Source organism: Rhizobium sp. PRIMUS64, from assembly GCF_023006465.1.
GTDB classification, from domain to species: Bacteria; Pseudomonadota; Alphaproteobacteria; order Rhizobiales; family Rhizobiaceae; genus Rhizobium; species Rhizobium leguminosarum.
On the sequence record NZ_JALBGX010000061.1, the window covers coordinates 1 to 16,136 of the forward strand.

At 61.1% G+C, this 16,136-nt stretch carries 16 protein-coding genes; 5 read left to right on the plus strand and 11 right to left on the minus strand.

All coding sequences use genetic code 11. The features are described from left to right. The 5 genes from MOV76_RS22320 to MOV76_RS22340 form a co-directional block, all read left to right on the plus strand. The coding region (locus MOV76_RS22320) for an adenosylcobinamide-GDP ribazoletransferase (protein ID WP_247265306.1) at positions 1–201 on the plus strand (201 nt) is incomplete at its 5' end. Positions 202–219: 18 nt separating this feature from the next. After that, positions 220–438, plus strand: a complete 219-nt coding sequence (locus MOV76_RS22325; RefSeq protein WP_018242352.1) for a DUF1289 domain-containing protein — start codon at positions 220–222, stop codon at positions 436–438. Beyond that, positions 435–1,136 carry a TIGR02281 family clan AA aspartic protease gene (locus tag MOV76_RS22330; RefSeq protein ID WP_003560075.1) on the plus strand — a complete coding sequence of 234 codons (702 nt, stop codon included), beginning with the start codon at positions 435–437 and terminating at the stop codon, positions 1,134–1,136. The genes MOV76_RS22325 and MOV76_RS22330 overlap by 4 nt, the downstream gene beginning before the upstream one ends. 165 nt (positions 1,137–1,301) lie before the next feature. Continuing rightward, complete coding sequence (locus tag MOV76_RS22335; RefSeq protein WP_247265307.1) at positions 1,302–1,739, plus strand: EamA family transporter; 438 nt, start codon at positions 1,302–1,304, stop codon at positions 1,737–1,739. 123 nt (positions 1,740–1,862) lie between these two features. Further along, positions 1,863–2,786: a LysR family transcriptional regulator gene (locus tag MOV76_RS22340; RefSeq protein WP_247265308.1), complete on the plus strand. Its 924-nt coding sequence runs from the start codon at positions 1,863–1,865 to the stop codon at positions 2,784–2,786. On the opposite strand, the gene MOV76_RS22345 is transcribed toward MOV76_RS22340, so the two are convergent. The 11 genes from MOV76_RS22345 to MOV76_RS22395 all read right to left on the minus strand — a co-directional run bounded on the left by MOV76_RS22345 (position 2,749) and on the right by MOV76_RS22395 (position 16,126). Next, entirely contained in the window at positions 2,749–3,486 is a 738-nt protein-coding gene (locus MOV76_RS22345; RefSeq protein WP_247265309.1) for an SDR family oxidoreductase, read from the minus strand. The two genes, MOV76_RS22340 and MOV76_RS22345, sit on opposite strands and share 38 nt — an antisense overlap. Before the next feature lie 109 nt (positions 3,487–3,595). Continuing rightward, complete coding sequence (locus MOV76_RS22350; protein ID WP_018242356.1) at positions 3,596–4,357, minus strand: ABC transporter permease; 762 nt, start codon at positions 4,355–4,357, stop codon at positions 3,596–3,598. Next, the gene (locus MOV76_RS22355; RefSeq protein ID WP_027684383.1) at positions 4,354–5,280 is read right to left on the minus strand and encodes an ABC transporter ATP-binding protein; all 927 of its coding nucleotides are present in this window, start codon (positions 5,278–5,280) and stop codon (positions 4,354–4,356) included. Before MOV76_RS22355 ends, MOV76_RS22350 begins: the two co-directional genes overlap by 4 nt. Positions 5,281–5,765: 485 nt before the next feature. Beyond that, on the minus strand, positions 5,766–7,379 hold the full coding sequence (locus tag MOV76_RS22360; RefSeq protein ID WP_247265310.1) for a glycoside hydrolase family 43 protein: 1,614 nt from the start codon (positions 7,377–7,379) through the stop codon (positions 5,766–5,768). Between the two features lie 96 nt (positions 7,380–7,475). Then, entirely contained in the window at positions 7,476–8,507 is a 1,032-nt protein-coding gene (mgrA, locus tag MOV76_RS22365; protein WP_115157419.1) for an L-glyceraldehyde 3-phosphate reductase, read from the minus strand. A 152-nt stretch (positions 8,508–8,659) separates the two neighbouring features. After that, positions 8,660–9,793, minus strand: coding sequence for a Gfo/Idh/MocA family protein (locus MOV76_RS22370; RefSeq protein ID WP_247265311.1), 1,134 nt, complete (start codon positions 9,791–9,793; stop codon positions 8,660–8,662). Between the two features lie 9 nt (positions 9,794–9,802). Next, positions 9,803–10,564, minus strand: coding sequence for a sugar phosphate isomerase/epimerase (locus MOV76_RS22375; protein WP_018242361.1), 762 nt, complete (start codon positions 10,562–10,564; stop codon positions 9,803–9,805). 37 nt (positions 10,565–10,601) lie between these two features. Beyond that, the gene (locus MOV76_RS22380; RefSeq protein WP_247265312.1) at positions 10,602–13,064 is read right to left on the minus strand and encodes a glycoside hydrolase family 2 protein; all 2,463 of its coding nucleotides are present in this window, start codon (positions 13,062–13,064) and stop codon (positions 10,602–10,604) included. Between the two features lie 123 nt (positions 13,065–13,187). Continuing rightward, positions 13,188–14,279, minus strand: a complete 1,092-nt coding sequence (locus MOV76_RS22385) for an ABC transporter ATP-binding protein (protein ID WP_003540428.1) — start codon at positions 14,277–14,279, stop codon at positions 13,188–13,190. Between the two features lie 4 nt (positions 14,280–14,283). Continuing rightward, a complete protein-coding gene (locus MOV76_RS22390; RefSeq protein WP_018242363.1) occupies positions 14,284–15,228 on the minus strand; it encodes a carbohydrate ABC transporter permease in 945 nt (314 codons plus the stop codon). Further along, positions 15,221–16,126 carry a carbohydrate ABC transporter permease gene (locus MOV76_RS22395; RefSeq protein WP_018242364.1) on the minus strand — a complete coding sequence of 302 codons (906 nt, stop codon included), beginning with the start codon at positions 16,124–16,126 and terminating at the stop codon, positions 15,221–15,223. Before MOV76_RS22395 ends, MOV76_RS22390 begins: the two co-directional genes overlap by 8 nt. Positions 16,127–16,136 lie beyond the last annotated feature (10 nt).

Genomic DNA, 16,136 nt, shown 5'->3' on the forward strand with positions numbered 1-16,136 from the left:
GGCCTCGTCGCAGCACATCTGATCTGGCCGGCCTTCGGCCTGCGGCCGCTGGTCGCAAGCCTGCTCGCCACCGGCATCGCAGGGTTTGCCTTCACCGCCTTCATCCGCCGCAAGCTTGCCGGCCACACTGGCGACACGCTGGGCGCAACGCAGCAGATTTGCGAGATCACTACCCTTTGCGCCCTTGCCACGGCTCTTTGAAACTCCGATATATCCACCATGCAAACACCCTGCGTTCACGTCTGCTCCCTGGTTTCAGCCACCGGATTCTGCGCCGGATGCGGCCGGACTCTTCAGGAAATCGGCAGCTGGATGAGCTACTCCGACACCGAGCGAAGACGGATCATGGCCCTGCTGCCGGCAAGGCTTGCAGGCGCCGTCAGTGTGTCGAACCACATGAAACCAAGCCTCGCCCGCGGGCCGGAGCGGCCTTTATGATCCGTTTGACCGTCTTCCTCGTCGTGATCGGCATCGGCCTTGCCGTGCTGATCGTCAACAATGACAGCGGCCGCATCCTCGGCCTGCAGAGCGATGACTTCGGCCGCGTCGTCTATCTGCTGCCGATCGCGCTGATGCTGTCGGCCGGCATCTGGGCGAGCCGGCGCAGCGTCGGCGAAACGATGCGCCAGATGATGATCTGGCTGGTCATCATCCTGGCGCTCGTAACTGTCTATCTCTATCGCCAGGAAGCACTCGGCGTCGGCAACAGGCTGCTCGCCGGCTTGGTTCCGGGCCACGCCGTCGTCGTCACCACAAGTGAGGGCGGCCAGGAGATCATTCTGCACAAGCTGCTGAACGGCCATTTCGAAGCCGATGTCGCGGTCAATGGCCAGACGATCGAGATGCTCGTCGATACCGGCGCCAGCATGGTGGCGCTGTCGCGCGAAGATGCCGAACGGATCGGCATCGACCTCTCCCGCCTCACCTATTCCATGACCGTCATGACCGCCAACGGCCGCGGCCGTGCAGCACCCGTCACCCTCGACCAGGTGGCGATCGGCCCGATCATCCGCAACAATGTCACAGCCAGTGTCGCCGAAGACGGCCGGCTCGACCAGAGCCTGCTTGGCATGAGCTTCCTGGAAACGCTGGGCTCGCTGCAGATGCAGACAGACGAACTCCGCATGCGCGATTAATGCGGCTCCGCCGCTTTACCGCGACAACCAGATCTGGCAGCTTGGGCGCAAGAACAACAAGACCACAAAGAGCAAAAAGAAACTCCTAGTCTGGTGGCACCGCATGTTCGACCGGCCTTCGCCTTGGGCGAGGCCTTGATCCATGGGTGCGACAGGAGTTTCGCAATGAAATCAGTCTGGCCGATCGTCATCGGCGGCGTTCTGCCCGCCCTGTTCTGGGGCATCACCGCTATCTTCCAGAAGCAGAGCGCCACATCAGCCACCGGCTCCGCCGTCTATCTGATCGCCTTTGGCGCTGCCTGCGCGCTCGCCGGCCTGATCGCAGCACTGATCTGGCGCCCTGCCCCATGGACCACCGAAGGTCTCGGTTTTGCTGCCACATCAGGCGCCTGCTTTGCCGTCGGCACCGGCCTCATCAGCTTTGCGCTTTTCACTTACGGTGTCCCCGTCTCGAAACTCGCGCCGATCTGGAGCTGCAACGTGCTGGTGACGCTGGCAATCGGCGCCGTCTTTCTCGGCGAAGCCTCCGAGCTCGACATAATGAAGCTCGTCGCCGGCACCCTCCTCATCATCTCGGGCGCCCTTCTTGTCAGCAGCGCCTGACGGGAACGGACGCAGCAGCATAAGATAAGCAGTTCGCCGCCAAATGCTCCTGCGTTGCAGCGTGTTCTGCTTTGTTGCTATCCTGCGTTCAAGGCGTCTCGGCGCGCCATACTGGAGCCCGATATGAACCCACGACAATTGAAGACATTCCTCGCAGTGATCCGGCACGAAAATCTCACGCGCGCCGCTGCCGAGGTCAATCTCGCTCAGTCAAGCCTCAGCGACCATATCCAGGCGCTGGAAGAGGAATTGGGCGCGGAACTCTTCCTCCGCTCCCGGCAGGGCGTCGTCCCGACACCCGCAGGTGCGGTCCTCAAGGCTTATGCCGAGGAGATACTGGCGCTGAACGACGAGGCGAAGGCCGCCGTCAGCGCCGCAGCTGGCAGCGCCGGACAGTCCATCACCTTGGGTACGCTCGAAACCATCGCCGCCGAAAGGCTAGCGCCCTGGCTTTCGCTCTTTCGCAAGAAGAACCCACGCGTCGGCCTCAAGCTTAAGGTCAACGGCAGCGGCGAATTGCTTGCGCAATTGCAGCACGGCTCGATCGACGTCGCCTTCACCTTCGATCGCGAGCAGCAGGATGAACGCTTCTTGACGCGCCGCATCTGCAGCGAACCGCTGGTGCTGATTGCCGGCCGCGATGCGCAAGCCCGGCCACCGGAAAGCCTCACGGCACTCAGCACCGTGCCCTTCGTCGCCACCGAAACCGGTTGCGTCTACCGTCACCTGTTCGACACCGCCTTTGCCGAAGCACACATTGCAGCACCATCAATCGTCACGGAAGCTGACAGCATCGCGACGATCATCCGACTCGTTGCATCCGGCCCCGGTTATGGCCTCGTGCCGCGCCTTGCGCTCGGCCCAGCCGCCACTCGGGGCGACGTCGTCGAACTGCCCTGGCCGGGCAAACCACCCGCAGCCTCGCTGGTGATGATGTGGCGGCGCAGGCGCGTGCAGCCGCCGGCGCTTACTATCCTGCTGCAATCTGCAAGCGAAGAACTCTCGCCGTTCAGATCAGCCGATGCCCGCCTTCGACATGCAGGATAGTGCCTGTCGTGAATCCGTTGCCGATCAGGAAGCGGATCGCATCGGCAATATCATCAGGCCGTCCAACGCGCCCCGCCGGCAGGCGCTGCGCCATCGCGTCGAGCGTCGCCTGCTTGGCGTCGCCGACGACGAAGCTCCAGATCGGTGTATCCACCCATCCGGGCGACACCGCGTTGATCCGGATCGGCGCTAGTTCGACTGCAAGTGCCCTGACCAGGCCCTCCAGCGCCGCATTGACGGCGGCGACCACCGATCCACGCGCCGCGGGCCGGTAGGCCGCAACACCTGACGTATAGGTGATCGATCCTGAGGGCGGCAAATGGGCGGCACCATATTTCGCCAGCATCAGCGGCCCGTAGAACTTGCTCTCGACCACTCTTTGCGCCGCCGCAAGCTCGATCGAAGGCAGCAGCTGATAGGCTCCACCGATATCGGCCGCCGTGCTGACGATGTGATCGACCGGCCCGCCATTGCGGAACAGCGCCGCGACCTCTTCCTCCCGCGATATGTCGACGGCAATCGTCGCCAGTCCAGGATGGTCACCGAGATCGCGGCGGGCCGCCGCAAGCCTATCTTCGCTGCGTCCTGCGATCGTCACCGCCGCCCCTTCCCCGAGCAAACGCCTCGCCAGGGCCAGCCCCATTCCGGAACTGCCGCCAACAATAATGATCTTCGCGCCTTCGATCCTGATATCCGTCATCTGCCGTCTCCTTCTTGGCTGACGCAGCAGATGCCTCAGGCCGGAGCGGAAGAAAAACGGAAGAAACCGATGACGTCATCGAGTTTTCCGATGGTTGTTTCAGAGTCGATCAGTTGCGCAGCCGGTAACCGGTCTTGAAGATCCAGGCGAGTGTTCCCAGGCAGATTACCAGGAATACCGTGATCATCGCCAGGCTGATCGCCGGATTGACATCGGCGATCCCGTAAAAGCTCCAGCGGAAGCCGCTGACGAGATAGAGCACCGGATTGAGGTGGCTGACCACCTGCCAGAAGGGCGGCAGCATGCTGACCGAATAGAAGCTCCCGCCGAGGAAGGTCAGCGGCGGCACGACCAGCATGGGAATGAGGTTCAGCTGTTCGAAATTGCCGGCCCAGATGCCGATCATGAAGCCGAACAGACTGAAGGTGATCGCTGTCAGCAGGAAGAACAGGATCATCATGAAGGGATGCTCGATCCTGACGTCGACGAAAAGATTGGCTGTCAAGAGAATGATGAAGCCGATCAGCATCCCCTTGGTCGCCGCCGCCCCGACATAACCGAGCAGGATCTCCGTCATCGCTACCGGCGCCGAAAGTACCTCGTAGATCGTGCCGGTGAATTTCGGGAAATAAATGCCGAAGGAGCCATTGCTGATGCACTGGCCAAGCAGCGTCAGCATGATCAAGCCTGGTGTGATGAAGGCGCCGTAGGACACGCCCTCCACCTCCTGGATACGTGAACCGACCGCGGCACCGAAGACGATGAAATAAAGCGAGGTTGAGATCACGGGCGAGATGACGCTCTGCAGCAGCGTGCGGCGCGTGCGCGCCATCTCAAAGAAATAGATCGATTTGACCGCCTCGACGTTCATTTGCCCGCTCCCACCAGCGCCACGAAAATATCCTCGAGCGAGCTTTGCCGCGTCGAGAGATCCTTGAAATGAATATTGTTCTCGCCGAGTCGGGTCAGCAGTGCCGCGATGCTTTCCTGCTCGTTGTCAGAATCGAAATCATAGATCAGCCGGCTGCCGTCCGCTTGCAGCGTCAGCCCATTGCCGGCAAAACAATCCGGCAGCCGGCTGAGCGGTTCGGTGAGATCGAGAATGAGCTGCTTGCGACCGAGCTTGGCCATCAGCGCCGCCTTGTCCTCGACGAGCAGCAATTCGCCGCCGTTGATGACGCCGACGCGGTCGGCGATTTCCTCGGCCTCTTCGATATAATGGGTGGTAAGGATGATCGTGACGCCAGAGGCCCTAAGCTCTTCGACGACATGCCACATGTCCTTGCGCAGCGTCACGTCGACGCCGGCAGTCGGCTCGTCAAGGAAAAGAATATCCGGCTCATGCGAGAGCGCCTTGGCGATCAGTACCCGTCGCTTCATGCCGCCGGAGAGTTGGCGCAGCATATTGTCCTTTTTGTCCCAGAGCGAGAGCGCGCGCAGCACCTTCTCGATATGGGCAGGATTGGCCTTCTTGCCGTGCAGACCGCGCGAAAAGCTCACCGTATTGAACACCGTTTCGAACTGATCGGTGGTCAGCTCCTGCGGCACCAGCCCGATCATCCCGCGGGTAGCGCGGAAATCCTTCACGACGTCGTGGCCGGCGACCAACACCCGGCCGCCGCTCGGATTGGCGATGCCGCAGATGATCGAGATCAGCGTCGTCTTGCCCGCACCGTTTGGCCCGAGCAACGCCAGGATCTCACCCTTTTCGACGTCGAGATTGATGCCCTTCAGGGCCTCGAACCCATTGGCATAGGTCTTGGTGAGGTTCTGAACGGAAATGATGGGGGCCATGCGGGACTCTTGCGGATTCTTGGAAGTTACTTCGGCCGCTATATAGTCCCTTTGTAACGCTTTAACATCCTTAAGCCATGAACACTGCATTCACGCTGCTAACACAGTTGGCGCGCTGACCTGCTGACGCGGGCGAAGTAGCCGGCATCGGGTTTTGCGAAAGAAAGGCAGCGCCGGCTTCAGATGTCATCATCCGGTGATATTCATGCCCGATAAGGGAGCCGAGGCCAGCACCGGCATCCGCCCCGCCGCCCACCCCTTTGCGGAGCCGTCTCCGGGTGTTCTCGTTGCGCCCCTTTTTCGCTGCCTCGGCATGTAGTCAAAGTTATTGTTCAGTCACGAAGTGCTTGGAACCGGCCAGTATCCCCTGTTCAGCCGCGTTCCGTCTTAGCCGGCCCTGCGCCGGCTTTCTTTTTATGTGCCTCTTCTCCGCTCCTCGCTCTTTCCGTGACCCATTGCGGATGAAAGCGACCAAGGGTGCACCCTTACAGCTCGTCGTAATTGAACCAATCGAAATCCGCTGCCTTCGCCCGGCCCGACGTATCGAAAGCGAATACGCCAGCGAAGGCGCCGGTGAAGGAGCCGTGTTCGCCGCGTCCGCCCTCGTCGGAAATCACGCCGGCGTCGAGGATCGGGCCGATCGGCTGCCAGGCGCCCTTGCCTTCTGTCTGCCAGAAGAATTGCAGGTCGTTCTCGCGGATTTCCATGGCGAGCTGGACGCGACCCTCGGCGGCAATCGCCACTCCGCTGTCGGCGGGAAAGCTCAGGCGTCCGTTCGGGTAGTCGCCGTTGCAGGAGAGGATCGTCACGCAGCGGCCGAGTGTTTCGTGCAGCGTCACAGCAACCGCGTGGAACTTGTGACGGTTGTAGTAATGCGTCAGCCCCGCCACCTGCTGATAGGTGTCGGGCGAGAACTCGATCACGGTCTCTGCGCGGAAACTGTGGTGTTCCTGGCGGCGGGCGACCAGCGACTGTTCGAACCAGGAGCCGATGCTTTCGCGCGCAATCAGGCGCAGATGGCCGGGACGATCCGTCAGGTTAAAGATGCGCTCGGGCTCGGGCGTGCGCAGCCACTGGAAATCGGCAGGCAATGTGCCGCCGTCGAAGTTGTATTCGCTGCGCATCGGCTTTTCCACGGGAACCGCGCCAAAGAGGCCCGGCACATCGACATCCGGCACCGAGGTGCCGTTTTCAAGATAGAGCCAGTCATCGTCGCGCCAGACGCATTTCTGTAAGGATGTCTCGCGCCCCAGCGTGCAGCGCCGTTTCGGCGGTAGTGGCCGGCCGCAGAGATGGGTGTGATAAGCCTCGCCCTCCGGCGTCTCGACATATTGGCCATGCCCTGCTCGCTGCAGCACTGCGCCCGGATGATCCTTGGAGGTGATGAGATGCATGTTCGGATGCATCTCATAGGGTCCGTCGATCTTTCGCGACCGCGCCATGGTGACGGCATGGTCGTAGCCGGTGCCGCCCTCGGCGGTCGTCAGATAATACCAGCCATTGCGCTTGAAGAGATGCGGGCCCTCGACGAGGCCGAGCGGGCTGCCTGCGAAGATGTTCTTGATCGGCCCCTTCAGCGCCTTTGCCGCCGGATCCCATTCCTGCAGCAGGATGCCGTCGAAGGCCGGCGATTTCGGCGAGCCGCCATAGCTTTCGGTGCGGTGGTTCCACTGCATGTTGACGAACCACTTGCGGCCGTCATCGTCATGGAAGAGCGAGGGATCGAAGCCGGAGGAATTGACATAGACCGGCTCGGACCAATCGGCCTCGATCGTAGGTGCCGTGACGATGTAGTTCGGCGCATCCTTGAAATTGCCGTCGTAACGCTTGACGTCGGTATAGACCAGCCAGAACTGCCCGTCGGCATAGGACAGGCACGGCGCCCAGATGCCACAGCTATCCGGATTGCCGCGCATGTCGAGCTGCGATCTCCGCTCCAGCGGCCGGCGCACCAGTGTCCAGTTCACCAGGTCCCGCGAATGGTGGATCTGCACGCCGGGATACCATTCGAAGGTCGAGGTGGCGATGTAGTAATCCGCGCCGACGCGGCAGATCGACGGATCGGGGTTAAACCCGGGCAAGATGGGGTTGCGGATCATGACAGGGTCTCCTCCGACCGGCGGCGCTTTTTGCTGTACGTACATCAGATTATAGCAGAAAAAGGCCCGGAAGACTTGTCTCCGGGCCGGACGTGACTATTCGCGTTCGGCGGACTTGGCCCAGAGGTTGATGTCGGCCTCGCGGGCATAGACGTCGATCTCGGCAAGCTCCTCGACACTGAATTCGAGATTGTCGAGCGCCTTGACGCAATCGACGATCTGCGACGAGCGGCTGGCGCCGATCAGCGCCGAGGTCACGCGGCCGCCGCGCAGTACCCAGGCGATCGCCATCTGCGCCAGCGTCTGGCCGCGCCTTTCGGCGATCTCGTTGAGCTTGCGGATATTGTCGATGATCGAGGGGCGGATGTAGTCGCGCTTGAGAAAGTGGTTCTGCGCCGCGCGGCTGTCTTCGGGAATGCCACCGAGATATTTCGTCGTCAGCATGCCCTGGGCGAGCGGCGAGAAGACGATCGAGCCCATGCCGACCTCATCCAGCGTATCGAGCAGCCTGTCGTCCTCGACCCAGCGGTTGAGCATCGAATAGCTCGGCTGGTGAATCAGGCACGGTGTGCCGAGATCCTTAAGGATCTTTGCGGCTTCGCGCGATCGCTGCGAATTATAGGAGGAAATGCCGACATAGAGTGCCCGGCCGGAACGGACGATATGGTCGAGCGCGCCGCAGGTCTCTTCCAATGGCGTTTCCGGGTCGAAGCGGTGCGAATAGAAGATGTCGACATAATCGAGACCCATACGCTTCAGGCTCTGGTCGCAGGAAGCGATCAGGTATTTGCGGCTGCCCCATTCGCCATAGGGTCCCGGCCACATGTCGTAGCCGGCCTTGGAGGAGATGATCAGCTCGTCGCGAAGCCCAGCGAATTCGGTGCGCAGTATCTCGCCGAAGGCAGTTTCTGCACCGCCGGGCGGCGGACCGTAATTGTTGGCGAGGTCGAAATGGGTGATGCCGAGGTCGAAGGCCGTGCGGCACATGTCGATCTTGCGATCATGCGGCGTGTCGCCGCCAAAATTGTGCCAGAGGCCGAGGGAGACGGCCGGCAGCTTCAGGCCGGAACGGCCCGTGCGGTTATATTTCATTTTCGAATAGCGGTCTGCGGCTGGTTGCCAGCTCATAAGACTCTCCTTGCTAAAATATCTATACAGTCGTCATGCTCGGCCTTGTGCCGACCATCTGCCGCCCGGCCTGTAGATCCTCGGCACTAGGCCGAGGATAACGACTTTGACGGTATGTCTCGCGGTCCGACGAGATACAGGCATTCTTCCTGTTACTTCAAGAGCGCCTGCGCCTCTTCGATACCGAGGGCGGCCGGCTGCGTGCAGGTCGTCGTCAGGTCAATGAAACGGCCCTCCTCGCCCGACTTCAGGATCGAGGTCATGACGTCGACGCCGTGCAGCGTGCGGTCGAGCGAGCAGCGCGCATCGCGCCCCTCGATCAGCGCCGTCACCATGTCGGCAAGGCCGGCGGTGCGGTAGTTGGCGCGTGCGCCGTTCGGGTTTTCCTGGTTGATCTTGCCGAACGGATGCTCCCAAGCCTCAAGCGGCTTGATGTCCTTGTCGCGGCCGCTGGCCTCGACGGTGCCGCCGAAGAAGTTCGGGTCCGGCACATAGAGCGAGCCATCGGTGCCGTAGAGCTCCATATTGGCATGGCGGTGCGACCACACATCCCAGCTCGCCGTCAGCGTCACCGTGGCACCGTTGACGAATTCGAGCAGCGCCTGGATCGTCGTCGGCGTCTTGACCGGGATGATCTCGCCATTGCGCGGCTCGCTAGTGATCGTGCGGGTGGGCGACGCCATCGAGGTCATGCCGCCGACACGTTTGACCGGGCCGATCAGATTGATCAGATTAGCGATGTAATAGGGGCCGAGATCGAGGATCGGGCCGCCGCCTGGCAGGAAGAAGAAATCCGGGTTCGGATGCCACATCTCCATGCCGGGGCTCATTACGTAGCAGGCGCCCGAGGTCACCCGGCCAATGCCGCCGTCATCGATGAACTTGCGGGCGAGTTGATGGGCGCCGCCGAGGAAAGTGTCGGGCGCGCAGCCGACGGCAAGGTTCTTCTGCTTGGCGATGCGGCGAAGCTCCTCGCCCTCTTCGAGCGAAAGCACCAGCGGCTTTTCCGAGTAGACATGTTTTCCGGCCTCGAGGATCGCCTTCGATACCCGGAAATGCGCATCCGGGATCGTCAGGTTGACGACAACGTCGATCTCGTCATTGACGAGAAGCGCGTCGATCGTCTGCGCTTTGACGCCATATTCCTTAGCGCGCGCCTCAGCCGCCTGCGCGTTGATATCGGCGCAGGCCAGCACCTTCAGCCCCTTGAAGAGCGGTGCCAGCGAGAAGTAAGTGGTGGAGATGTTGCCGCATCCGATGATGCCGACGCCAAGTTCCCTGGTCATGATGAAGCCTCAGTAGGTCTGGAAGGATGCGATCGAGCGGCTGATATTGCGGTCGATGTCATTCGGGTTATCGTGTTCGACGACGTAGTGCTTGGCCTTGGTGGCGCGCAACGCCGTCATCAGCCTGGCCCACTCGACCTTGCCGTGACCGACATCTGCCCAGCCGCTCTCATCCGTCGCCTCGCCGGCCGGTGCGATGTCCTTGACATGGACCGCGGTGATGCGCGGTCCGAGCTTCTCGATCCAGGCGAAGGGATCGGCGCCGCCGCGGATAACCCAGGCGATATCGGCTTCCCAGGAAATGTCTGGCGCGCCTTCGAAGATGTGCTCGATCGGCCGCGAGCCATCCTGCAGCTTGAAGAATTCGAAATCATGATTGTGCCAGCCGAATTCGTAGCCGGCAGCCTTGTAGGGCTTGCTGATCTCCTGCAGGCGTTTGCCGAAGGCGGCCCAGCCGGCAGCGTCGGAGGGGCGTTCCTCGGCCGCCAGATGCGGCGCATAAATCGAATCCATGCCGAGGATCTTGGCAATGTTCAGCGACTTCTCAACCTCCTTCTCGAGAAAGTCGGGGCTGAAATGGCCGCTCGCCATAACCAGGCCATTCTTGTCGAGCTCAGCGCGAAGGCTCTTCAGCCCGGCATCGTCGAGATCGGCATAGATACCGCCGAAGCCCTCGACTTCGGCATAGCCTGATTTGCCAAGTTTTTCGAAAATCGCCGAATAAGGCTGGAAGTTGCGGGCGCTATAGAGCTGGTAGCTGAGTTTCGTCATTATGTTCTCCTTGGGCCTCGTGCCCATTCTTGCAAGATCAATCCGCCGACTGGCAGGAATACAGGTCGTAGAATCGGAACTCCGGAAGCGCGCCACGATCAAGCGGCCGTGCCGGGGTAAAGGTGATGCGGCGGCTCTCGCCGGCCGCGAGATCGAAGGCATTGTCGGAATATTTTCCGTCCGTCTCGGTCTCGATCATCACGAAGAGCGCAAGTCCCCTAGCGGTGACGTTGATGTCGACGGAGCCATTCTCCTCGACATATTCGTGGGTGACAGCAAGCCCCGCGGGCTCCAGCTCCAGCGCCTTGTAGGTACCGTTGACGTAATGCCCCTCGCCGCCCGTGCCGTTCGACGCGGTGAAGTGCCAGGCAAGCAGCGATCCCTCGGGAATATCGGAAACGTCGATGCTCGCGGCAGTGACGGCCGCATCCGGCGAACACACGGCCTGCACGTCCTTCAGGTGCCGGCGTTCGCCCTTTACCGTCAGGATCGAGACTGCAAGATCAACGCTGACATCGGCAAGCGTGTCGTTGACCAGCGAGAAGCGGATCGTCTTTCCGTCATCGGAAGGAATGGCAGCGACCGCGACCGGTTGGAAGAAGCGCTTGACGAGATAGTGCATCGCCTTCCAGCGGCCGCCATAGTCGAGGCTCGACCAGGAGGCGACCGGCCAGGTGTCGTTGAGCTGCCAGTAGATCGTGCCCATGCAATGGGGTTTGAGCGACCGCCAGTATTCCACCGCCGTCTTGATCGCCAGCCCCTGCTGGATCTGGGAGAGATAGACGAAGTTCGGAAAATCCTTGGGGAAGCGGAAATAGCGGAACATCGTGCCGGCGATGCGCTCGTTACCGCCGGCATTCTTCTGGTGCAGCTCCATGACGGGGGAAGCGACGTTCATGTCCTTCTCCTCGGCATAGGTCCTGATCACAGGCAGCGACGTATAGGACTGGAAGCCGAATTCCGAGCAGAAGCGCGGACGCACCGAACGGTAATTGTCGAACGACTTGTTCTCGTGCCAGACCGACCAGTAGTGCATGTCGCCGGACCCGTCCGCATGCCAGGCATCGCCGAAATCGAGATAGCCGGACGCCGGGCTCGACGGCCACCAGAGCGCGCCGGGCAACGCCTTCTTCACCGCCTGCTCGATCGTGCGGTTGAGGCGATCATAGGAGACGAGATAACGGTCGCGGTCCTTGCGGGATTCCTCGAACCAGGTGAGCGCCCCGACCAGCTCGTTGTCGCCGCACCAGAGCACGATCGAGGCATGCGAGGAGAGCCGGCGCACCTGGTAATCGACCTCGATCGTTACATTGTCGAGGAAGTCCTCGGTCGAGGGATAGAGGTTGCAAGCGAACATGAAGTCCTGCCAGACCATGAGGCCAAGCCGGTCGCAGAGATCGTAGAAATGATCCTGCTCGTAGAAGCCGCCGCCCCAGACGCGGATCATGTTCATATTGGCGGCTTTGGCCGATTGCAGCAGGTCCTCGGTCTTCTCGGGCGAAGACAGCGAAAATAGCGCGTCGGCCGGGATCCAGTTGGCGCCGCGGCAGAAGATCTCGCGGCCGTTGACCTTGAAAGCGAAGCGGCTGCCTGATGCATCCGGCGTGGTGATCAGTTCGATGGTGCGAAGACCGATCTGCTTGGTCACCTCATCCGTCGGCAATTCGACGGATAGCCTGTAGAGCGCCTGCTCACCGCTGCCAGACGGCCACCAGAGGCGTGGATTGTCGATATGGAAGAGATGGTTGACATGGGTCTCGCCATTGACGCCGACATCCAGGCGCACGCGCTCGCCGTCGAGCTCAAAATAGACTTGGGCAATGTCCGGCCCCTTGGAAAACAGCGTCGCCGTCACTTTGAGATCGACCGAACCGTCATTATTGTGGGTCTGGCGGGTGACGACGTGTTCGATGCGCGCCGTTTCGAGCTTTTTCAGCGCGATCGTCCCGTAAAGGCCGAGCGGCGCAATGGCGATGTTCCAGTCCCAGCCGAAATGGCATTGCGGCTTGCGCAACATGTTGCCGTCGGGGATTGGCGAATTGCCGGTGCTGTAGGGAATGTAGAAGGGCTGCTGCTTCTGCCGCGCAGCAGCAACAGCGATGCTGGAGGCAAAGACGATGCGGATGCTGTTGTCGCCTGATTTCAGCATGCTGGAGATATCGGGCCGGTAGCGGCGGAAGCTATTATCGGCTTCGAGCGCCAGGAAGCCGTTGACGTGGACGCTGGCGACCGTGTCGAGATAGTCGATATCGAGATACCAGTCGCCTTCGACCTCAGGAAGCGTGAAGCTGCGCTCGACCGCCCATTCGCGCTCGGCGACCCACTGCACCCTTTCCTCGTTGCGGCCGAAATAGGGATCGGGGATCAGTCCTGCCCGGTGGAGCGCCGTGTGCACGTCGCCCGGCAAGGTGATTGTAGTGCGGATCTCGCCATCGACAGAGGCAAGCTGCCACGAACCGGAAAGGTCGATGTTGAAACCGTTCTTCGGCAAGGATGTCATAGTCGTATCCCGATCGGGCCGCTCCTGGGATCGCCGGACAAGCCGGACCGCGGCCGAATTTGGCTGGCCTGATGGCCGATTGGAGGTAGGGCGGCGCCATTTCGGCCCCGCCCGCAGAGTTCTCTAGAGACGCAGCTCGCTTTCGGCATCGAAGACCGAGGCGACCGTCATGTCGAAGCTGAGCTTCACCTTGGCTCCGACGTTGAAGCGGCGTGCGCCGTTGACACGCACCGACATCGTGTGACCGGCATGTTTCAGCCACAGCAGATTGTCCGCGCCCATCGGCTCCTCGATATCGACGGTGGCGTCATGTTCTTCGCCACCGGTATTCTCGTTGACCTTGATGTGTTCTGGACGGACCCCGAGCACCACTTTGCGGCCGGGCTGCAGCGTCTCGCTAGCGTCGTAGGCAGCGAGCGAGAAAATGACGCCGTTGGCCAAAAAGGCAATGCCGTCGCCTGATTTGACCAGCTCGCCATGCAGGAAATTCATTGACGGCGAACCGATGAAGCCGGCGACGAACAGATTGCGCGGCCTGTTGTAGATCGTCGTCGGATCGTCGAGCTGCTGGATGATGCCGCTCTTCATGATGGCGATGCGGTCGGCCAGCGTCAGCGCCTCGATCTGGTCGTGGGTGACGTAGATCATCGTGTTCTTCAGCGACTGGTGCAGGCGCTTGATCTCAACGCGCAACTCCGAGCGGAGTTTAGCGTCGAGGTTGGACAGAGGCTCGTCGAACAGGAAGACGTCGACGTCGCGCACCAGCGCCCGGCCGATCGCCACGCGCTGGCGCTGGCCGCCGGAAAGCTCGGCCGGCTTGCGCTTCAGGAGCGGCTGAATCTGCAGGATTTCGGAGGCGCGCGCCACGCGCTTGTCGATCTCAGCCTGCGGCACCTTGGCGACGCGAAGACCGAAGGACAGGTTCTTCTCGACGGTCATCTGCGGATAGAGCGCATAGGACTGGAACACCATGCCGATGCCGCGGTCCTTGGGCTCTTCCCAGGTAACGTTCTTGCCCTTGATGAAGATCTGCCCTTCCGACGCATCGAGCAGGCCGGCGATACAATTCAGCAAGGTCGACTTGCCGCAGCCGGACGAGCCGAGCAGCACGAGGAATTCGCCGTCGTTGATGTCGAGATTGAGATCTTTCAGCACGCTCACCGCGCCGAAATTCAGGGACAGATCCTTGATGGAGACGCTTGCATTCATATTCATGAGATCAACCCTTCACTGCGCCGGCGGCGATGCCGCGGACGAAAAGCCGTCCCGACACGAAGTAGACGATGAGCGGCACGAGACCCGTCAGGATCGTTGCCGCCATGTTGACGTTGTATTCCTTCACGCCCTGGACGGAATTGACGATGTTGTTGAGCTGCACGGTCATCGGATAGGTATCCGGCCGGGTGAAGACCACGCCGAACAGGAAGTCGTTCCAGATGCCGGTCACCTGCAGGATCATCGCGACTACGAAGATCGGCAGCGACATCGGCAGCATGATGCGCAGGAAGATCTGCCAGAAGCCCGCCCCGTCGACACGCGCCGCCTTGAACAGTTCCTCCGGCAGCGACACGAAATAATTGCGGAAGAGCAGCGTCAGGATCGGCATGCCGAAGATCGAATGCACGATCACGAGGCCGCTCAGCGTGCCGTAGATGCCGATTTCGCGCAGGATGATGACGATCGGATAGATCATCACCTGATAGGGAATGAATGCGCCGATGATCAGGATCGAGAAGAAAAGCTCAGATCCTCTGAAGCGCCAGTTTGCCAGCGCGTAGCCGTTCACCGAGGCGATTGCGATCGAGATGATGACCGATGGCACCGTGATGCGCACCGAATTCCAGAAACCGCGCGACAGGCCATCGCAGTTGAGCCCGGTACAAGCCTGCGCCCAGGCTTTCACCCAGGGTTCGAAGGTGATCTCTACCGGCGGCGAAAAGATGTTGCCGAGCCGGATCTCGGGCATGCCCTTAAGCGACGTCACCACCATCACGTAGAGCGGCAGCAGATAGTAGAGCGCTGCGATGATCAGCGTACCGTAGAGCATGATGTTGCGCGCCGACACCGCCGGGCGCGGCCTGGGGCCGCTGGGGCCTTCGGCGAGTTTAGGCGCGACGGCGTCGATGCCGGCGGCGGTGGTGTTGAGAGTTCCTACATCAGCCACGCTTGCGCCCTCCGCCGAATTCCAGATAGGCCCACGGAACGATAATGATCGCGACTGTGACGAGCATCATGGTCGAGGCAGCAAAGCCCTGCCCCAGGTTCTGCGCCTGGAACATGTAATCGTAGACATATTTCGCCGGCACTTCCGAGGAGATGCCCGGTCCGCCCGATGTCTGCGCGACCACGAGGTCGTAGACCTTGACGATGCCGGAGGCGATGATCACGATCGTCGTGATAAAGACTGGCCGCATCATCGGGATCACGATGAAGAGATAGGTCCTCCACATCGGAATGCCGTCCACGCGCGCCGCTTTCCAGATGTCCTCGTCGATCCCACGCAGGCCGGCAAGCATCAGGCACATGACGAGACCCGTTCCCTGCCACAGCGCCGCGATCAGAATGCCGTAGATGACGATTTCAGGCGTATAGAGCGGATTGAAGGTGAAGCTCGTCCACCCCATCGAGCGCACCACCGCCTGAATGCCGAAATCGGGGTTCAGAACCCATTGCCAGACGAGGCCCGTCACGATGAAGGACAGCGCGAAGGGATAAAGAAAGATGGTGCGGAAAGTGTTTTCGAAACGGATCTTCTGGTCCATCAGCGCCGCGAGCATGAAACCGATGACCAGGCTGAAAATCAGCGAGAGGATGCCGTAGACAGCCAGATTCTCGATCGCCGTCACCCAGCGGGGTGCCGCCCAGAGGCGCTGGTACTGATCGAAGCCGACAAAGCTCAACCGCGGAAGGAGCTTGGAATTGGTGAATGAATAAAAGACCGTCCAAAACGTGCCGCCGACAAAGATCACCAGCGCCGTCAGGATCATCGGAATGGACGCAATCTTGGCATTCAGATTGCGCAGTAGCTTATTTGGCCGGCCTGCTCGCGCTTGACCCGTCATGAATACTTCT